Raw genomic sequence first — 21,121 nt, forward strand, 5'->3', positions numbered from 1 at the left:
TATTCGTTTTTAAAATAAAAACAAATACCGAGTTGTAAAATTTGAATGATGAATTGTAAATATGATAAACTATTTGTTTCTTATCATTAGATTGCCCTGAAAACTTGTAACGACGTTACAAAATAGGAATACATAAATCTACAATAAACTTGTTTTCTTTATGTTCTGCTGCGTTGTTGTAATAAATTTCAAACGGATCAATTTCGGACTTTTTGTAACCATTTTCTACCATAAAAGCAAAAGAAGATTCCCACGCTTGTTGAAACTCAAAAGGTGCAATTTCTAATCGAGAAACAATACATTTTGTAGGACTTAATATTTTTAAATTTACTTCTTCATCAAGATCAATAGGGTCATTTAAAACAATACAAGCGCTCATTCTTAAATTATTAGGATCTGTAATTTTAGGGCTATCATGATAAATAGTAACCATTCTTGTTTGTTCGTTTATCAAACCTTTTGGAGTTGCCCATTTTACTAATTTATTATAAATACTTCCAATTGCTTCCATTTTTCCTTTATGCGCAATGTAAGCCAAGTCTAATCTCGGAGTTTTTTTAATTTCAGTTTTTGCATTCATTTGTAACCATTTTAAAGCGTTATTGATGTTGCAAATATATTGCTCAAAAGTAACAATCACTTTTCCAATCTTGCTTTCGTTTTTGCTAATTTTGCTATATTTTTTTGGACTTTCTTCTTTGAATTTGTTTGGAGAAATTCCGTAGAATTTTTTAAAAGATTTAGAAAAAGCAGACAAATCACCAAAACCTACAGCTTCTGCAATTTGCGTAATATTTTTTTCTTTTTGATGTAATAAATATGCTGCAGATTTTTCAATTCTTTTTCTATTGATAAAATTATGAAGTGTTTCTCCAACAACTAATTTAAACAGCCTATGAAAATGAAAAGGAGAGAAGTATGCTTTTTCTGATATAATTTCTAAAGATAATTTTTTTGATAAATTACCTTCAATAAAAGTGATTGCAGTATTTAAACGAGCAATATTTTCTTTCGCAATTTTATCAGAATTCATTTTTAGTTTTTTGTAGATAGTAGAATATTAATCCGCTTGCAAAATATAAAATTATATCGATAAAGTCTTTGGTATATCTTGCTAAATATTCTGGAAAAATAAATTCGAATAATACACTATACATCAAACATAAATATAAAATTACCCAAATACTTAAAGTGTAATTTGTATCATTTTTAGACCATTTTAAAACTTGTAAACTGATAAAAAGAATGATAGGAATTATTAAAAAATCGTTTACATAATGACGAACAAAACGAGGAAGTTGAATGTTTAAATGCGAAGAAAAGTAAATAAAAGCACCTGTTATTATTGAAAAAATAAAATAATATAGAAGTAGTTTTTTCATATCAACCAGCTGCAACCATTGCTATAAACCAAGCTAAACCAGCGCCAATTGCAGAGACAACAACAAATCCCGAATACAAAATCCATCCAAAAATACGATATAAGAAAAAGGAATGTTTTTTTAAACGTTCTATAAAATTTGGATTCTCTCTTTTGTAAATTACTTTATTAATTTCTTGCTGTTTTATTTTCTCTAATTTTTCTTGAAGAAGAATCTCTTGAGTAAGAGATTTGTTGCAGTTTGTACAATATTTCTTACCAGTATTTAGAGTTCCACAATTTGGGCATTTAATGGTTTTTGCTTTCATAATTATTCTTTAAAAGAATACTTATTTTTCTTTTTATAAGGTCTAATAATTAATCTAGTTTCTCTATCAAAACGAATATAATTATAAACCCAATTTAGAAAAACAATAGCTTTGTTTCTAAACCCAATTAAAGAAAATAAGTGAACAAACATCCAAACAAACCAAGCAAAAACTCCTTGAAATTTCCATTTTGGTAAATCTACTACCGCCTTATTTCTACCAATTGTAGCCATAGAACCTTTGTCATTATAAACAAATGCTTTTTGTTCTTTGTTAAACAATTTAGCCAAAATATTTTTTGCAACTAATTTTCCTTGCTGAATAGCAGGTTGCGCCATCATTGGATGGCCATAAGGATTTTTTTCTGATGACATACAAGCTACATCACCAATTGCATAGACATTTTTATAATTTATAACTTTATTAAATTCATCTACTTTTATTCTAGCAGCTCTTTCAATAACACATTCTGTTGCTAAACCATCAATTAGTTCACCTTTTACACCAGCAGCCCAAATAACGGTTTCTGCTACAAATGAATCTTCGCTATTTGTAGTAACTGTTTTTCCATCATAATCTAAAACGCGTAAATTTTTCCAAACATTTACGCCTAAATTAATTAAAAAATCTTCTGCTTTTTCTGATGCTTTTGCACTCATTCCTTTTAAGAGACAATCAGAACTTTGAATTAAATTTATTTGCATTTGACGGATGTCTAAATCAGGATAATCTTTAGGTAAAATTCCTTTTTTCATTTCTGCTAAAGCGCCAGCCAATTCAACTCCAGTTGGTCCACCACCAACAATTACAAAATTCATTAAAGCATTTCTTTCATCCATATTTGATGTTAAAAGTGCTTCTTCAAAATTTTCTAAAATTAAACTTCTAATGTTTAAAGATTGTGGAATGGATTTCATTTCCATCGTAAACTTTTGGATGTTGGTATTTCCAAAAAAGTTGGTTGTAGAACCTGTTGCAATAATTAATTCATCGTATTCTAAATTCCCAATTGAGGTTTCAATAGAATTAGTTTCGGGGTTTATTTTTTCTACATCAGCTAATCTAAAATAGAAATTTTCTACATCATTAAAACGTTTTCTTAACGGAAAAGCAATAGAATCTGGTTCTAAACCACCCGTTGCAACTTGATATAATAGAGGTTGAAAAGTATGATAATTATGTTTGTCTATTAAAACAACTTGTAATTCTTGTTTTTCTAAACCTCTTGCAGCAGCTAAACCAGCAAATCCACCACCAATAATAACAATTCTAGGAAAACTTGACTGTGGAATATTCATTTTTTATGATGGTTTGAAAGTTGGATTATTAGAATTTTAGATTGCAAATTTACTGAAAATGAATTTATTGCTCTCAATAAAAATAAATTGAATTTTATAGGTTTTAAAAACTTAAATTAAGTTTTATTAGTTTTCATTTTATGAGACTTTTCGATACAAAATTCTTGAAAAAATAATTTTACTAGAAGTGACAGTATGTTAATTTGATTCGATTTTACTCATTGTCACTTCGAGTGATTTTAATTTTTTATTAAAATTATATCGAGAAGTTTTTTAATTAAATTCTCTTTTAATTTCTTGAAGTATTTTATCCGAATTCATAAAATCAGAAATAATTTTAAAGCGTATATCATTTAAATTTCCATTAAAATATTTTGCCCATTTATCATCTTTAAATAAATGATTTATTTGTTTGATTCTTTTTTGAGCTTCAGAAAATGTAAATAGAAAGTTTGTAGAGTTTTCTATTTTAGGTTGAAGTTTAGCTGATTTACTGTCAAAATCAACATCAATAAAAAATATTTTTTCTGATGAATTAATAGGGTAGAAGTCACTCCATTTTGCAAAAGCAATAACGATATTTTGATTCTTGTAATTTTCTGTAGAAATCAATTTCCATCTGCAATTGGCAACGCGTCCCCAATGATTCGATTTTCTATAAACACCTTCATCAGTATAAAAATACATGCTGTCTGATTTACTTTTGTAATTGGTGTTTTCTGGAAATTCGAAATTTTCTATTTGTGTAAATTCACAAAAAGTATGTTTAAAGAAGTTATTTTTGTTAAAATTTTTCAAAACGTTGTTTTTGCAAAAATACTATTCTTAATATTTACATGATATCTAAAGGTAATATTTAAACTTGTTAATTGGTTATTGCTATAAAACAAGGGTCTTAGAAAGCTGATGCAGAAACTTTTTAGACTGTGTATAATTAGCGTCTGCTTTTCTGGAAAAAAGTAGTTTTAATATTTACTAAATTAATAATTACAAAAACCTACAATTTGGATTGTAGGTTTTTGTAATTATTAAAACGTGTGATTTAATACTTTACTAAAATTATAGTTTTTACATTAATTTATATTTACTGTCATTGTTTTGTAAGTACTTTTTTTAATTGTATTTGAACTACTTGTAGCTAATGGAGTTCCTTCTACTTGAAAAATATAATTTCCACTTTCTGTTATAAAAGTTAAATCTGTACCATAAAACTTATTTGTATATGAAGTATTAACATTATGAATATCTACTCTACCTAATGCATTTAAGTCTGTATCATACACAACCATTTCTAGTTTAAGATCTTGGCTAAACCCCTGTGAAAATCCAACATAAATATCTTCATTTTTATAAATTGCAGTTGGTCTTGTAAAGTCTGTTCTTGATGTTTTAAAAGTTAAATTATATAAGTATTCTGAATGATCTGCATCGTATACGTAATATGTTCTTTCTCCTTGGTTTGGTCTATTATTTATAATAACCTCTGTATTGCTATCTTCTTCTAAAACATACGCTTGGTAAGTATCTGGAACTGCATCAAATTCGGCATTATCAAATTTTAAAATAGTGTCTCCACTATTATTAACCTCATCAAACGTTAAAGCTACTTTATATTCATTTTCTAAATAATCTCCTTTAATAACAATACTATAATTATAAGCATCATTATAATTTTCTACTTTAATAATAGGTACAAAACTATTATTGGTTACATCTCCAAACTGAATGTTTGTATAGCCATTATCACTATAACTTGTGTGCGACTCAAAATTTGCAGCTGTAATACTTTGTTCTTTAATAACATCATCTTCATTGTTTGAAGAGCATGAAGCAAATACCATTGTGATAGCTAATACTACTAATTTTGTTACGCTAACTAATTGTGTTTTTTTAAAATTTTTCATTATAATATGTTTTTTTGTTTATATCCACAAATCTATTAGTAAACAGTTATTTACGTCATTCAAAAACCATCTATTTGAGTCAAAAAGTAACTATTTATTTCAAAAAGCAACCATTTGAGTCATTTGTGGTTTTTAATCTAATTTATGCTGAAAAAGTATCAATAATCATTTTTTTTAAAGCATAAAAACAACCTGTTTTATTATAAAAATATTATTTATAGCAGGTTTTGTTGATTAATAAGAACAAAATAATAGTCATAGCTTAAATCGTAATAAAAACTTTATGAATTAAAAAGATGGTGAAATCTTTATTAGTGCTTTTTATCGATAAATTTAAAATGTAATTGTCGCATTTTTTTGATTAGTAAGAACATTATAATGATGATAGTTTGTATCCTCATAAAACTTTACCAATTAAAATGATAATAAAATTTTTATTTATACTCTATTAAAGGCTTTACAACTTTAATAATTACTGGTAATAATATTTTTATATTCTATTTATATGACAGCAAAAAACCTTGTAGGCTTTCGCTTACAAGGTTTAAAAACAAACTAACTACTATTTTCACTCTTTCATAAAGCGTTTAGAAGAAACTGCACCATCTTCAGTTTCTATTTTAATTAAATATATACCTTTATTTAAGTTAGATGTTGTAATATTTTTTGATGAAGTTTCTAAAACCTTTGTACCCAATACAGAATAGATAGTTGCACGTTTTAAGTTGCTATCCATTTTTATATTTAAAACTGAAGTTGTTGGGTTTGGGTATATAGAAACCGTATTTAAACTAAAATTATCTGTGCTTAATGCTCCACAATTTGTACTAAAACTTGTTTGTGCATCTATATTTGTCCAGTTGGCATCACTATAAGCAACATCATCTACAGTAACACAAGTAAGGTTAGGATTTGTACCTGCATAAAAACTTGCGTTTACTATATTACTGTTATTACCATTTGCTACATTTAAACTCGTTAATTGGTTAATAGCACAAGATAATCTTGTTAAAGCTGTATTATTAGAAAGATCTAAACTTGTTAATTGATTATTAGAACAATGTAACTGTTCTAAAACCGTATTATTAGAAACATCTAGACTTGTTAATTGGTTATTAAAACATTGTATTTGTTCTAAAGCCATATTATTGGAAACATCTAAACTTGTTAATTGGTTAATATATAAAGTTAAAAATTCTAAATTTATATTATTAGTAACATCTAAACTTGTTAATTGATTGATATGGCACCATAAGTTTATTAATAAGGTATTTTGGGAAACATCTAAACTTGTTAATAAATTACCATTACAAGCTAAGGTTGTTAAAGCAGTGTTAGCAGAAACATCTAAACTTGGTATTAAATTATTGGCACAATCTAAATATGTTAAAGCTGTATTATTAGAAACATCTAAACTTGTTATTACATTACCATTACAAGCTAAGGATGTTAAAGCTGTATTGGTAGAAACATCTATACTGCTTATGTAGTTATTATAATTACAATTTAACTCTGTAATATTAATAAATGCCTCAATACCTGTTAAATAATTAATCGTTAAACTACTAACGTCTATTGTTCCAGTAAAAGCACTTGCTTCACTACATTGTATTTCTGTATCCCCGTTTGTGTTTATTGCTGCGTTACCAACTAAATACGTTTTAAATTTTGTGTCTGGTATGTTTACGGTACAAGTTGTACAACTTGCACTATAAGTAGCAGTAGTATCTTTATACCAATCAGTTGGCGAAGTGCCTACAATAGCAGCATCTACCTCAATACAAGTTAACGCCGTATTATCTGTAGCATAAAAAGAGGTCATATTTCCATTATTTCCATTGGCTATATTTAAACTTGTTAATTGGTTCTCATTACACCATAATAATACTAAATTTGGTTGCGCAGAAACGTCTAAACTCGTTAATTGGCAATCAGTAGCAAAAAAGTCCTCTAAAGCGGTGTTAGTAGAAACATCTATACTCGTTAATTGGGTTCTACTAATAGCTAGCCTTACTAAAGCAGTATTAGCCGAAACATCTATACTTGTTATTGGGTTTGTATCAAAATCAAGTTCTGTTAAAGCTGTATTACTTGAAACGTCTAAACTCGTTAATTGGTTAGTATGACAACTTAAATTAGTTAAAGCCGTGTTAGCCGAAACATCTAAACTCGTTATTTGGTTTTCACCACATTTTAATTCTGTTAAAGCAGTGCTAGAAGGAAGGTTTATACTCGTTAATTGGTTGTCTCGACAATCTATACTTGTTAAAGCTGTAAAAGCTTCAATACCAGTTAAATCTGAAATATTTAAAGATATAGCAACTATTGAACCTGTAAAAGCAGTTGCTTCACTACATTGTATTTCTGTATCTCCATTTGTATTTATTAATGAATTACCTACTAAATATGCTTTAAAATTTGCGTCTGGTATGTTTACGGTACAAAGTGATGCTACTTCTGTTACACTTTTAAAACCAACCCAACCTGCTGTAGTATAAGCCGTTGTTGTATTTTCTGGTATGGTTAAATCTGTATCAATATTATTATTACTAAAAGTAAAACTTAATAATGTTGCTGGTGTTGTACTTTTTGAAGTAACGTCTGTTAAATAATAATTATTTTCAAATGCAGAAGCTCCAATAGTTGTTACAGACTCAGGAATGGTGATACTTGTTAATGAATTATTTTTAAAAGCAGCAGCTCTAATAGTTGTTACAGATGCAGGAATGGTAACATCTGTTAATGAATTGTAATCAAAAGAAGCATCTCCTATAGTTGTAACATTATAAGTAGATCCAGAATTAGTAACTGTTGCTGGTATGCTAATTGTAGTGCTTGTTCCTATATAATCATAAGTAGCAACGATATCATTATTTGTAATGTCTAATATTTGATAAACGATATCATTTTGAGTAAACGTATAATCAATTGTATTAATGGTATTAAAACCAACCCAATTGGCATCTATATATGTCTGTTCTAAACCAACTGGTATTGTTAAATCTATACTATTATTGTTATCAAAAACACCACTTAATAAAAATGATGGGTTTGTGCTTTCTGAAACAACTGATACTAAAGATGAATTATAATTAAAAGCATAAGCACCTATAGCCGTTACAGATGCAGGAATGGTAATATTTGTTAATGGGTTATAACTAAAAGCACTTTGTCCTATTGAAGTTACAGAATTAGGAATGCTAACACTTGTTAATGAATTAAAAAGGAAAGCATCTTCACCTATTGAAATTATTGAAGTAGGAATGCTAACACTTGTTAGTGAATTTGAACGAAAAGCTTCTTCTCCTATCGAAGTTACATTATACGTCGTTCCAGAAAAAACGGTTGAAGGTATGGTAGGTGTAAAATTATTTACATCTAAGTAGTCTATAACAGCGACTTCTCTAACAGAAGAAGCATTTGCTGAACCTGCTACAGTTATTTGATATTTAAAACCACCTACTGTAAAGATAGTTCCAACAGTTTGTTGTGCATTTGCCACCATAGCAACAAATGTTACTAAGAATAAAATTAATTTTGTTTTCATAATTTAATGTTTTTAATATTTATTTTTTCGTTTTTTAAGGCTTAATTATCTTACAGTAATGGTGTTACCACATCCAGAATTTTTACTGTACACTTTTGTATTGGTAGTTGTATTATTTACTTGTATATATGCATCTTGACCACAACTCCACTTTACAGAACCTCCAGTACTAATTTTTGTTCCTCTGTTCTTGCTTCCACTACGTGCTACATAAATAGCACTTCCGCTAGTATTTCGTAGCGTTACAAAATCTGCTTTTTGACGACTTTGATAATTTGCTTCGTTTTGTCTTTTTCTGCGCTCTAAGTCTTTCCATTCTGGTGTAGCTTTTACAGAATCATTATATTTTTTAGCTTCTGCATAAGATGCATCTTTGGCTGCTTTTTCTTTTGCCATTTTGTTTTTAGTAAGGTTTGCAACGTTTGTATCTGATTGTTTTTGGGCTGCAGTTCTACCTTCTTGTTTTGCTTTCATGGCAACTAAATAATCAGTAATTATTTTGTCCATATTCTTATTTTTGAACTCTTTATATTCAGATCCAAAAACACCTGCAGATCCTAAAGCTTGATTTTTTAACGCTTTCATTTTTGAGAAAAAAGAATTTTTCTTTTTGGTCTTTTTCTCAGTATCAGCTTTTTCAGGTTTTCCTGCTTTAATATATACAGCATTAATACCTTTAAAAGTGGCAAATTTTGTTGAAACTCCTTTAAGAGAAAAAACATAATCGCCAATAGATACATAGTAATAACGATAACCCCAATCTTCTCCACTTATAACAGATTCATAAGGATATCCTTTACATTCTATTTTTTTATCAGAAATATCAACTGTAAAATCAGTTTCTCCTTTTTTTGGACCTTCTTGTAGAATAGTAGAAAATTTATAACCTTCTCCTGTTGGTAAATATTCTTTTTTAAATTTAACAGGAGTTCCTCTTTCTTCGGCCTTGTAAGTTCCATTGCCCGCTTTAGACATCTTTATATATACATTATATATATCGTCTTCAGAAATGTTATCAAAAAAGCTTTTTTGTGCTTGTGTTACTGTAGCAACTAATAAAACGATTGCTAAAATTATTTGTTTCATTTTTTTCATTTGTATTGTTTTTGTAATGATATTAGTTTGTTTTTCGTTTCAAAACTATTACTAAACAAGCATCTAAATCATTCAAAAAACATCCATTTACACCATAAAACTACTATTTAGGTCAAAAAACAACCATTTGGGTCAAACTGATGTTATACTTAAAATTTAACAAAATATATATGAGTCATATTTAGTTTATATAAGTTAATTATTTACTGCTATATTTATTATATATACAAGTTAATTAAAATTAAAAATTATGAAATTAAAAGGATTGTTACTCGTATTATTGGTTAGTGCTTTACATATAAATGCACAAGATTATAGTTCGTAAACCTACGTTTTGAGTTATTTTAACAACTAATAGGGTCAAAAAATGACCATTTGAGTCAAAAAACATTTTAGAAGAGTATATTTGTTTAAAAAAAAGATATTTTTACAAAAAAAAGAATTGTGTTAAAATCAGGTATTTTTGGTTGCTTTGTTTGTTAAAATTAAAGATGTTTTTTGTTAGATAATAATGAAATTATTAAAATCAATTACCATAGAAATCAAAGATATAGGGATGTCTCTGTAGTTTAAAACCTAGCCAATCTAAGTAGAAACTTCAATCATTTTCTTTAAAAAAAACTGTATTTAGATGCTCGTTTTAATGGGGATGACAATTTTAACAGAAACCTTGAGGTAAAGCCTCAAGGAATTGTTTTCGATTAATATTTAATTTATTTATGAAAAAAAAATACGAAAGTATAATTGCCCTAGGAACAAAGGATAGTTTTTCAAATAGCCTAAATAAAAGAATACGTTTATTAAATACCTATTGTCTAGTTTGGGGACATGTAATTTTGTTATTTTTAAGTTTAGATGTAATTGTTGGTTTGGTACTTGAAACAATTAGCCAAAACACCATTACTTTAGATTTTTTTGATTTTAATATGTTTTTAACTCATTTATATATATTAATTTTACTAATACTCATACTTTTTCTTAATAAACGGTTTCTATTTAAACCGGGGCGTTTTGTCTTTATAACTACTGTTATTATTGCAAATTTATATGCTTCACTTATTATTTCTCCAGGTAGTTATATAGAATATTATTTCTTATTAATTTCGCCTATTGCTATTACACTTTATCAGAAAAAAATCACATCATACTTATTTTTAGCAATTGGTTTCTTATGTTTTTTAACACCTTATTATATTTACATCGTTTATCCACCAGATTATGTTGATAAATTAATAATTCTAGAAACCGCTTGTATTTTTGTAGTTATACACCTTTTGGTAAATTATTTTAAAGCAAATAATTTAAAATATGAAAAACTTTTAGCATTAGAAAGAGATAAAGTGCTTTCTGATAAAATAATACTTGAAAAACAAGAAGCAGAATTACGCGAATTGAATGAATTTAAATCGCATTTTTTTGTAAATCTTTCTCACGAAATACGTACACCTTTAACATTAATTCAGGGATATACAAATCAATTAAGCTTTAAAGATTCTGATACAGAAAACAAGCAGAAAGCAACTATTATTAAAGAACAATGCCAACAAATGCAAGATATTATTAATAGTATCATGGATTTAAGTAAAATGGAAAGTGACCAATTTCAATTGATAAGTGAACCTGTTGATATCAATTCCTTTTTAGAAAAACATTTTACAGATTTTCAAAGTCTTTTTGCTAAAAAAAACATAGATTTTGTATTTAATAACAATACTTTAAAAACAACCATTTTAGTTGATGAAAAACTGTTTTCTAAAGCAATAACCAATTTATTAAGTAATGCCTTAAAATTTACACCTGCAAACGGACACGTTTCTATGAATACTGCTTTTACTGATGAAGGTCTTAAAATTGATGTTATAGATTCTGGAACGGGCATACACATAGAAGAAAAAGAAGCTATTTTTAATCGTTTTTATCAAGTAAAAAATGATATTACAAAAAGTCAAGGTAGTGGTATTGGCTTAGCTTTTACAAAGAGTATTGTTAATGCTCATCATTTTAAAATCGCGGTAAAAAGTAGTTTTGGTGAAGGATGTTGCTTTACCATTTCGATACCAAAAACATTTGTAAACTCTACAGTTAATCAATCATCAACAAAAATACTTGATACTTTAGACAACATTGAAGTAGCGACTACTAATATTAAAAAACAATCAAAAACAATTTCAATAAATAAAAAGCAAAAAATACTTGTAGTAGACGATCATGTTCAAATGAGAGTGTATTTAAAAAAAGTTTTACAAAATTACGATGTTACGGAAGCTGAAAATGGAAAAGAAGCGCTTCATATACTTCAAAATAATAGTTTCGACCTAATTTTAACAGACTATATGATGCCTGTTATGGATGGAGAAGCTTTAGTAAAACAATTAAAAAAGCAACAAAACAAAACACCAATTATAGTACTTACTGCAAGAACAGATCAACAAGGAAAACTATCTATGTTGCGTTTAGGTATTGATGGTTATTTATACAAACCTTTTATGGAAGAGGAACTTTTAATTAATATTAAAAACTCTATCTCTCTTTATAAAAATGTAATAGAATTTGATAAAGGAAAATCTCCCGAAGTTTTAAAAAGTTTAAATGAATATGCAGATAAATTTAATACTAAAATTACATCTTATATTAACCAAAACATAAATTCGCCATTACTTACAGTAGATACTATTTCTGAATATATGAAAGTTTCTAGAAGCACCTTAAACCGAAAAGTAAAAAGTATTCTTGGTCAAACTGTTAATCAATTAATACAAGAGGCGCGTTTAGAAAAAGCCCGAAATTTAAGATCAGAAGATCCTTTTGCATCTAAAAAGCAAATTGCAGAAGCTGTTGGTATTACAAACTCTACCTATTTGTTTGATAAACTAAAAGAACGTTATGGTACTTAAAAGTAATTGTTTGTCTTCAAAATATTAAAACCTGTTAGAATTAAATAGTTTTAAGGGTAATTGTTAACTAAAAACTACAATTCACAAAAAGTTCGTAGTATTATATTTCTCTACAAAAGACATTTATTGAATCACTAATTTTCTTGACAGTTCTCTTTCGAAAACCTTCCACATAAATAGTATCTTTATCAAACTTTATTTTTGTAATAGCTGAGGTGTTTTCGGTATTTGCCATTCCTTTAAAAGTAAGGTAATATACATTATCCAACATTTTATAAGTACCATTATGATTATGGTCGTTAAAGAATGCTTTAATGTTTTTGTAAGGATTAATTACCTCTAAAAACTGATTTCTATTCCTTAGATTATCATTATCAATTGGAAAAATAGGGAAGTGAGAATAAAAAGCTACTTTTTGCTTTTTCTGTAATGCTTTGTCGAGTTCTTTTTTAAACTAGTTGATTTGTGTTTTGCCTAAACCATCATCCTATTTTTTAAGTATGGTAGGTTTTTTATCTTTTAATATATTGAAAAGAGAATCTGTTTGTTGTTCTTTTTCTTTAGTTAAAGTTACATAAAAACTAAAGACGTTACCATCTAAAACTATAAATTTCCAATCGTTTTCTATAAAGCTGTAATATTTATTTTTGATATTTAACTTGTTTAATAATTTTTGTTTGCAGCATCTTTTAATCTTTGAGGTAATATTTTGTAATATCTGTTCCATTTTATGGCACTATCACAATATTTACACTCTGCAATTACACCTACTTTAAATATAGTTTTTTTAGAACAGTTTGTAATTGATATTTGTAAAAATAGAATTAGAAGTTTTTTCATATTTATCAATAGTAATCAAAAAGATAATTTCTGTAGTTATTTGCACAAAAAAACGCAACCAAATTAATGATTGCGTTTTAGTTATTTTAAGAAAATATAATTTTCTTTTTAAAAGATTCCTCCTTTCGTCGGAATAAGCGATTTACACAATTTTGTTTTACAAAATTGGTTCTCTGCTTACTTAACCTCTTCGAAATCCACATCTTCTACATTGTCACCTTGATCTGCACCAGCTTCTGGTTGACCTTGTTGTGCACCTGCATCAGCTCCACCTGCAGCTTGTTCAGCAGCATACATTTCTTCTGAGGCAACTTTCCAAGCTTCATTAATCTTTTCCATTGCAGCATCAATTTGTGCTAAATCTTTAGATTCATGAGCAGCTTTTAATTCAACTAAAGCAGCTTCAATTGGTCCTTTTTTATCATCAGATAATTTATCACCAAATTCTTTTAATTGCTTTTCTGTTTGAAAGATCATAGAGTCAGCTCCATTTACTTTTTCAGCAGTTTCTTTAGCCGCTTTATCTGCATCCGCATTTGCTTCTGCATCTTGTCTCATTTTTTCGATTTCTTCTTCAGATAATCCAGAAGAAGCTTCGATTCTAATTTCATGAGATTTGTTTGTTCCTTTGTCTAAAGCAGAAACTTTAATAATACCATTTGCATCAATATCGAAAGTTACTTCAATTTGAGGAACACCTCTTTGTGCTGGTGGTAAACCATCTAAATGGAAACGACCAATTGTATTATTATCTGCAGCCATCGCTCTTTCACCTTGTAAAACGTGAATTTCTACTGATGGTTGATTATCTACAGCTGTAGAGAATACTTGAGATTTTTTGGTAGGAATTGTTGTGTTTGCATCAATTAATTTTGTGAAAACATTCCCCATTGTTTCAATACCTAATGATAAAGGTGTAACGTCTAATAACAATACATCTTTTACGTCACCAGTTAAAACTCCACCTTGAATTGCAGCTCCTAAAGAAACAACTTCATCAGGATTTACACCTTTACTAGGCGCTTTACCAAAGAATTTTTCAACAGCTTCTTGTATAGCAGGTATTCTTGTAGAACCACCAACTAATATAATTTCGTCAATTTCAGAAGTTGATAAATCAGCATTTTTTAATGCAGTTTTACAAGGTTCTATTGTTCTCTTGATTAAATCATCAATTAACTGCTCAAATTTTGCTTTTGTTAATGTTCTAACCAAGTGTTTTGGTCCACTAGCAGTTGCAGTAATATAAGGTAAGTTAATTTCTGTTTGTGCAGAAGAAGATAATTCAATCTTAGCTTTTTCAGCAGCTTCCTTTAAACGTTGTAAAGCCATAGGATCTGTAGTTAAATCCATATTTTCATCCGCTTTAAACTCTGCCGCTAACCAATCAATAATTTTAGCATCAACATCATCACCACCTAAATGTGTATCACCATCTGTAGCTAATACTTCAAAAACACCATCTCCTAATTCTAAGATAGAAACGTCATGTGTACCACCTCCAAAGTCAAAAACAACAATTTTTTTATCGTCATGTGCTTTGTCCATTCCATAAGCTAACGCAGCGGCTGTAGGCTCATTAATAATTCTTTCTACTTTTAAACCAGCAATTTCACCAGCTTCTTTTGTAGCTTGTCTTTGTGCATCATTAAAATATGCAGGTACAGTAATTACAGCGGCAGAAACATCAGTTCCTAAATAGTCTTCTGCAGTTTTCTTCATTTTCTGTAATACCATTGCAGAAATTTCTTGAGGTGTATATAAACGACCATCAATATCTACTCTTGGTGTATCATTATCACCTTTTACTACTTTATAAGGTACTCTCTTGATTTCGTTAGAAGATTCAGAGAATTTATTACCCATAAAACGTTTGATTGAAGAAACTGTTTTTGTTGGGTTTGTTACAGCTTGTCTTTTAGCTGGATCACCAATTTTACGTTCTCCTCCTTCAACAAAGGCAACGATAGATGGTGTTGTTCTTTTTCCTTCAGCATTAGGTATCACAACTGGCTCGTTACCTTCCATTACAGATACACAAGAGTTTGTTGTTCCTAAATCTATTCCAATTATTTTACTCATAACTATATTTATTTAAAAAATTCTTAATTCAGTTTTACGTTTATCTAATTGTCAAACTGTGTGCCAACTACTTTTTATCTAGAAAATGTCAGTTTTAAAAAATATTTTTAAAAAATTTGTGACAACATGACATAAGTTGTGTCTAAAGTATAGGACACTTATAAGATTTGAATTGCATAATTATTTTCTTATCTTTGGGTTGTTCTTTATGAATCAAAATATTATATCTAATAAATTAAAACAAAATCATGAGTAAATTTGACGAAAAAGTAGCACAATATTCTAAATTTATGGACGATAAAGGTCTAGAATACAATGCAGAATTATTAAAAGCTGTAACAAAAGGTTTAGGCCCATCTATCTATAAGAGAGATGCAGAAACTGTATCTGGTTCTGATGCAAAAGAATTAGAAACAGTTAAAAAGAACTTTTTAATGAAAAAGTTAGGTTTAGAAGATGGACCAAAATTAGACGAAGCAATTGCTAAGGTTGTTGAAGCTATAGGTAAATCTGAAAGAAGTAAGTATAGAGCAGTGGTTTACTATATGTTGGCTGTTGAATTTGGAAAAGAGTCTGTTTACGGAATGTAAAAAAGATTTCTTTTAATAAAATAAAAATAAATCCAGCTCATTGAGTTGGATTTTTTACATTTACAGCCATAATAAGTCAAAATTTTACGAATGTCGCAATTTATTAGTGTTTTTGATATGCTCAAGATAGGTGTTGGTCCATCAAGTTCTCATACTCTTGGACCATGGAGAGCTGCAGAAGCTTGGATTCGAAAAATAAAAAACAATCAATTATTTGATTCAATTGATGCTGTTAAAGTTGATTTATATGGGTCATTATCTTTAACAGGAAAAGGGCACGCCACAGATTTAGCTATACTTTTGGGTTTGAGCGAGGCGGATCCAGAATACATTCCTATAGAGGATATTGCAATTATTGTAGAGAGAATTAATACTCAAGAAGAAATTTATTTTAAGGGAGGCAAAAAATTACCATTTCCTAAAAATTCTATTAAATTTAATCGAGATTTTTTACCCTTTCATGCAAATGGTATGACTTTTAGAGGTTTTCAAAATGATGTAGAAATTTCAACAGAAACCTATTTTTCAATTGGTGGTGGGTTTATAGTTCAAGAAAATGATACTTTAGAAAAAGAAATTGAAATCACTGAAAAAAACTTTCCATATCCAATAAACAGAGCTATAGAATTAGAAGAATATTGTGAGAAGGAAAATTTATTAATATCAGAAATTGTTTATAAAAACGAATTAGAACTTAGAACATCCGAAGAAATTGATTTTGAATTAAATAGAATTTGGGATACGATGTTAGAATGTATGTATTTAGGTTGTCATACAGAAGGTAAACTTCCTGGCGGTTTAAATGTAAAACGTAGAGCTTTTGATTTACACAATAAATTAATAAAAGATACAACATATAAAAATCCGAAGGAATGGATTACAGCAATTAGAAGTACTGAAGTAAAATTTAGAGAAATTTTAAAATGGGTAAGCTGTTTTGCTCTTTCTGTAAATGAAGTAAATGCAGCTTTGGGTAGAGTTGTAACGGCGCCTACTAATGGGAGTGCCGGTGTTATACCAGCTGTTTTAATGTATTATTTAGTAATAGAGAATCATGAAGCAGATTTTAGTCACATAAAAAGATTTTTATTAGTTGCTGGCGAAATTGGCAGTATTTTTAAAAAAAATGCCACAATTTCTGCCGCAATGGGAGGTTGTCAGGCAGAAATTGGTGTGTCATCTGCAATGGCAGCTGCAGCTTTAACAGAATTATTAGGTGGTTCGCCAGCTCAATGTTTATCTGCCGCAGAAATTGCTATGGAACATCATTTGGGTTTAACGTGCGATCCTATTGCTGGTTTAGTACAAGTTCCTTGTATTGAAAGAAATTCTATGGGAGCAATAAAAGCAATTCATGCCGCAGAAATTGCGTTAGAAACAAATCCTAAAGAAGCTTTGGTACCTTTAGATAAGGTAATTGACACTATGTGGGAAACCGCAAAAGACATGAATAAAAACTATAAAGAAACGTCGGAAGGTGGCTTGGCAGTTACTGTGAGAATTGTTGATTGTTAGGTTTCAGTTATCAGTGGCAGTATGCAGTAGTCTTCAGTTGGCAGTTTGGAGTCAGTTTGTTACTTAATACCGTAACTACGACTGCTAAATACTGCCAACTAATTTCTATTTACTTTTTTATCGTGTAAAAACTAATTCATTTCCAGAAGACATTTCTTCAGAAAAACGGTATTTATCAACATTAAACCCTTTTAAATCTTCGATAGTTTTTACGTTGTTGTCTATTATATAACGTACCATTAAACCTCTTGCAATTTTTGCATATGTCATTATAGTTTTATATTCTCCGTTTTTAAAATCTTTAAAAACAGGTGTAATCATTGGTACTTTTAAAACCTTTTTAGGTATTACTTTAAAGTACTCTAAACTAGCTAAATTGACTAGTAATTCATCATCTTTTAACTCATCATTTAAAGACTTTGCAACTGTGTCATCCCAAAATTTGTACAGATTTTCTGTTCTGCCAACTTTTAGTTTAGTTCCCATTTCTAAACGATAAGGTTGTATTAAATCTAAGGGTTTTAAGATGCCATATAAACCAGATAAAATTCTTAAATTTTCTTGTAAAATTGGTAGTTTTTTTTCATCTAAAGAGTTTACATCAATTCCTTGAAAAACAGCGCCTGTAAATGCATAAATAGCTTGTTTAGAGTTTTTGGTTGTAAAAGGAGTTTGCCAAGTTTGATTTCGGTCATAATTCAACGCTGCCAAATCATCAGAAATTTTCATTAATTCTGATAATTTCTTTTTGGAAAGTGTTTTTAGTTTCTTATTTAGTTTTTCTGATTTTTCTAAAAATCGTGGTTGCGTGTGTAAACTAGTTGCTACTTTACTTTCGAAATCTAAAGATTTTGCTGGTGATATTATGATTTTCATTTGCTGAAATTGAAAAAATTAATTCTTAAAAATTGAATGATAAAAGTACAAATGATTGTTGCAATCTTCAAAGAAACTCATTAATTTATATTGATAAAACTATTTGAAAAATTGATTCATATTTTTTTTCTACAAATAATCAAACTATTTCATTTATCTTGGGTCAAAAGAATAGAAATCAACAAAACAATACTTGAATAAAGACGCAGAACTTGTAAAAAAGTTAAAAGATGCTACACAAAAAGATTCTGCTTTTAGTGAGCTTCTTGACGTTTATCAAGAACGATTGTATTGGCACATTAGAAAAATAGTTGCAACGCATGAAAATGCAGATGATGTTTTGCAAAATACTTTTATCAGAATTTATAAAAGCATACAAAATTTTCAAGAAAAAAGTAGTTTACATACTTGGATGTATAGAATTGCTTACAATGAATCAATTAGGTTTTTAGAAAAAAATAACAAGAAAAGAGCAGATAATATTGATGAAGTTTCAGAATCTCATTTAGCTATTTTGTTTGAAGATGCCTATTTTGACGGAGATGAAATTAAGAAAAAACTGCATAAAATTATTGAAGGATTTAAAGAAAAACAGAAACAAATTTTTAAAATGAAATATTTCGATGATTTAAGTTTTCGGCAAATATCAGAAATATTAGAAGTATCAGAAAGTACATTAAAATCGTCTTATTATTCATCAGTAAAAACAATTGAAGAAAAAATATTTTTATAAAATAAAACTATTTTTAAAAGTTTGAATCTAACTAATATATTATGGGGAAATCAATAGAAAATAACAACAATAAAAACTTTTTAAAACAAGGCTTTAAAGGTAATATTTCTAAACATCATAAAAAATATTTAGGTACAGAAATTCCTAAAGGATATTTTACGAAATCAAAACTGTCAATTTTAGATAAAATAAAAGAAGAATCTAACAGAGAAGAACCTAAAAAACAAATCGTTTTTTGGATGAAACCTCAGTTTAAATATATGATTGCAGCATCTTTAGTGTTTCTTTTTGCTTTAACGGTTTGGTTGCAAAATTCAGCGAATAATGATGCTAATTTTGAGTTATTAGTTTTTTCTGATGATGTTTTATTAGAATCATTATTGATAGAAGATTCTGAAATTGATGATTTTACAGAAGCCACTTTGTTTAATGAAATTGTGATAAAAGCTGAACTTTCTGAACAAAAACTTGATAATTTAATCTTTAATAATTTAATTTTAGAGGACTCATTGTTAGATAATTATATTGATGATGAATTGTTGAAGACAATTATTTTGTAAAAAAAAATAAAAATTTTCAAACTATTTTAAAATTGATGGTTCTAAATAATAGAATCATTTATTAACTAAAATAAACATATTATGAAAACATCAATTTCAAGAGAACGTATTTTTAAATCGAGTATTCTATTTTTAACAATTTCTGCATTTGTTTTATCTGCATTATTATTTACATCTTGTTCAGATTCTGAAACTTCAGAAAACGAACTTGCGATAAGCGATACAGCTTTAGTAGAAAAAATAGAAAGTGCATCTAAAGTTACTGTTGCCATAGCTAGTTTGCCAGTAGAAACTGCTTCGGCATTTAGTGGAGATTTAGCAGATAGTTATATAGAAAGTGCTGAATTTGCAGCTGGTTTAGGTTACAAAGTAGCAATAGCTACAGACAATCAATCTAGAGAAGAAGTAACTAGCGATGTATATTTTTCTTTGCAAGGAAAACAATTGGCAGACTCAAATGAGAAAAGAACTAAGAGAAGATCTAAATGTTTTGAATTTGTATTTCCTATAGATTTTATTATGCCAGATGATTCATCAATTACCCTAAATAGTAAAGATGATTGGACTTTAATTAGAACTTGGTATGAAGAGAATCCTGGTGCTACAGAGCGTCCAGAATTGGTGTACCCTGTTGATGTAACTATAGAAGACGGAACAGTGCAAACTTTAATTGATAGTTCTGATTTAGACGCAATTAAAGATTCTTGCAAAAAAGGAAAAAGTAAAAGAAAATGTTTTAAATTAGTGTTGCCTGTAAGTTTTACAATGCCAGATGCAACAGTAATAGATATTACAGAAAGATCAGATTATAAATTACTTAAAGAATGGTGTAAAGCAAATCCTGATGCTACAGAAAAAAAGAGTTTAAATTTTCCTGTAGATATCGAATATAGAGATGGTACAACTGCAACTGTTAATGACCAAACAGAATATGATGCAGCAAAAGATGCTTGTTAAATTTTAAATTATAATTTTGTACTTTAGATTCTAAAGAGAAAAAAACAATAAAAATGAAATTAAAAAACATCATATTTACTCTAGCTTTTTTTAGTTTGATGCTATTTAATACCAAAGTTTTTGCTCAAGAATCTAGCTTTAATCTAATTCAAAAAGAATTAACAAAACAACAAAGAGATCTATTACAACAAGAAAAAGAGGTAATGAAAACAAATCGTGAAGCATTTAAAGCATCACTAACAAAAGAGCAATTAGCTATTTTAAAAGACAAAACAATATCTAAAAGCGAAATAAGAAAACGTTTAGTAGCTACATTTTCTATAGATCAAAAGAAAATGGTTAGCGATCAACAAATTAGTTTAAGAAAAACTAGAGAAAATTTTAGAAGTACTTTAACTAATGAACAAAGAAAAATGTTAAAAGAGCGAATAGATAAAATTAGAAACTCGAAAGATAGAGGAGAGCTTAAAGATGGATCAAGAATAAATAATACTAAAAATGAAAGGAAAAAAAGAAATTGAGATAACTAGTTAATTATTTA

The 21,121-nt window shown here is 28.3% G+C and carries 18 protein-coding genes; 7 read left to right on the top strand and 11 right to left on the bottom strand.

Annotated elements, in window-relative coordinates; translation table 11 throughout:
• Positions 1 to 115: 115 nt before the first annotated feature.
• The 8 genes from BLT70_RS03685 to BLT70_RS03720 all read right to left on the bottom strand — a co-directional run bounded on the left by BLT70_RS03685 (position 116) and on the right by BLT70_RS03720 (position 9,533).
• Entirely contained in the window at positions 116 to 1,033 is a 918-nt protein-coding gene (locus BLT70_RS03685; protein ID WP_091891720.1) for a GyrI-like domain-containing protein, read from the bottom strand.
• On the bottom strand, positions 1,023 to 1,382 hold the full coding sequence (locus BLT70_RS03690) for a hypothetical protein (RefSeq protein WP_091891722.1): 360 nt from the start codon (positions 1,380 to 1,382) through the stop codon (positions 1,023 to 1,025). The genes BLT70_RS03685 and BLT70_RS03690 overlap by 11 nt, the downstream gene beginning before the upstream one ends.
• A gap of 1 nt (position 1,383) precedes the next feature.
• Positions 1,384 to 1,689, bottom strand: coding sequence for a hypothetical protein (locus BLT70_RS03695; protein WP_091891725.1), 306 nt, complete (start codon positions 1,687 to 1,689; stop codon positions 1,384 to 1,386).
• 2 nt (positions 1,690 to 1,691) lie between these two features.
• On the bottom strand, positions 1,692 to 2,987 hold the full coding sequence (locus BLT70_RS03700) for an NAD(P)/FAD-dependent oxidoreductase (RefSeq protein WP_091891727.1): 1,296 nt from the start codon (positions 2,985 to 2,987) through the stop codon (positions 1,692 to 1,694).
• Positions 2,988 to 3,260: 273 nt separating this feature from the next.
• On the bottom strand, positions 3,261 to 3,785 hold the full coding sequence (locus BLT70_RS03705) for a hypothetical protein (protein ID WP_091891729.1): 525 nt from the start codon (positions 3,783 to 3,785) through the stop codon (positions 3,261 to 3,263).
• A 275-nt stretch (positions 3,786 to 4,060) separates the two neighbouring features.
• Positions 4,061 to 4,891, bottom strand: coding sequence for a hypothetical protein (locus BLT70_RS03710; RefSeq protein WP_091891732.1), 831 nt, complete (start codon positions 4,889 to 4,891; stop codon positions 4,061 to 4,063).
• A 568-nt stretch (positions 4,892 to 5,459) separates the two neighbouring features.
• A complete protein-coding gene (locus tag BLT70_RS17380; RefSeq protein WP_091891735.1) occupies positions 5,460 to 8,438 on the bottom strand; it encodes a leucine-rich repeat protein in 2,979 nt (992 codons plus the stop codon).
• Positions 8,439 to 8,483: 45 nt separating this feature from the next.
• The gene (locus BLT70_RS03720; protein WP_091891738.1) at positions 8,484 to 9,533 is read right to left on the bottom strand and encodes a hypothetical protein; all 1,050 of its coding nucleotides are present in this window, start codon (positions 9,531 to 9,533) and stop codon (positions 8,484 to 8,486) included.
• Positions 9,534 to 10,252: 719 nt separating this feature from the next.
• On the opposite strand from BLT70_RS03720, the gene BLT70_RS03725 reads away from it, so the two are divergent.
• Positions 10,253 to 12,427, top strand: a complete 2,175-nt coding sequence (locus BLT70_RS03725; protein ID WP_091891740.1) for a response regulator — start codon at positions 10,253 to 10,255, stop codon at positions 12,425 to 12,427.
• Positions 12,428 to 13,090: 663 nt separating this feature from the next.
• Here BLT70_RS03725 and BLT70_RS17385 read toward each other — a convergent pair.
• Complete coding sequence (locus tag BLT70_RS17385) at positions 13,091 to 13,267, bottom strand: hypothetical protein (RefSeq protein ID WP_231962808.1); 177 nt, start codon at positions 13,265 to 13,267, stop codon at positions 13,091 to 13,093.
• A 177-nt stretch (positions 13,268 to 13,444) separates the two neighbouring features.
• A complete protein-coding gene (dnaK, locus tag BLT70_RS03735; RefSeq protein ID WP_091891743.1) occupies positions 13,445 to 15,349 on the bottom strand; it encodes a molecular chaperone DnaK in 1,905 nt (634 codons plus the stop codon).
• Positions 15,350 to 15,597: 248 nt separating this feature from the next.
• Here dnaK and BLT70_RS03740 point away from each other — a divergent pair, with 248 nt between their 5' ends.
• Both BLT70_RS03740 and BLT70_RS03745 read left to right on the top strand, forming a co-directional pair.
• The gene (locus tag BLT70_RS03740) at positions 15,598 to 15,939 is read left to right on the top strand and encodes a DUF2853 family protein (protein WP_091891746.1); all 342 of its coding nucleotides are present in this window, start codon (positions 15,598 to 15,600) and stop codon (positions 15,937 to 15,939) included.
• Between the two features lie 90 nt (positions 15,940 to 16,029).
• Positions 16,030 to 17,454: an L-serine ammonia-lyase gene (locus BLT70_RS03745; protein WP_091891749.1), complete on the top strand. Its 1,425-nt coding sequence runs from the start codon at positions 16,030 to 16,032 to the stop codon at positions 17,452 to 17,454.
• Between the two features lie 117 nt (positions 17,455 to 17,571).
• On the opposite strand, the gene yaaA is transcribed toward BLT70_RS03745, so the two are convergent.
• Positions 17,572 to 18,330: a peroxide stress protein YaaA gene (gene yaaA, locus BLT70_RS03750; protein WP_091891752.1), complete on the bottom strand. Its 759-nt coding sequence runs from the start codon at positions 18,328 to 18,330 to the stop codon at positions 17,572 to 17,574.
• Positions 18,331 to 18,523: 193 nt separating this feature from the next.
• Between yaaA and BLT70_RS03755 the strand changes: the two genes are divergently transcribed.
• From BLT70_RS03755 to BLT70_RS03770, 4 genes are all read left to right on the top strand, one after another.
• Positions 18,524 to 19,063, top strand: coding sequence for an RNA polymerase sigma factor (locus tag BLT70_RS03755; RefSeq protein ID WP_091891755.1), 540 nt, complete (start codon positions 18,524 to 18,526; stop codon positions 19,061 to 19,063).
• 41 nt (positions 19,064 to 19,104) lie between these two features.
• Positions 19,105 to 19,623: a hypothetical protein gene (locus tag BLT70_RS03760; protein WP_091891758.1), complete on the top strand. Its 519-nt coding sequence runs from the start codon at positions 19,105 to 19,107 to the stop codon at positions 19,621 to 19,623.
• Between the two features lie 81 nt (positions 19,624 to 19,704).
• Entirely contained in the window at positions 19,705 to 20,580 is an 876-nt protein-coding gene (locus tag BLT70_RS03765) for a hypothetical protein (RefSeq protein WP_091891761.1), read from the top strand.
• A 53-nt stretch (positions 20,581 to 20,633) separates the two neighbouring features.
• On the top strand, positions 20,634 to 21,101 hold the full coding sequence (locus tag BLT70_RS03770; RefSeq protein WP_091891764.1) for a hypothetical protein: 468 nt from the start codon (positions 20,634 to 20,636) through the stop codon (positions 21,099 to 21,101).
• The last annotated feature ends 20 nt before the right edge of the window (positions 21,102 to 21,121 follow it).

The organism is Polaribacter sp. KT25b (assembly GCF_900105145.1).
In the GTDB taxonomy this organism is placed as follows: Bacteria; Bacteroidota; Bacteroidia; order Flavobacteriales; family Flavobacteriaceae; genus Polaribacter.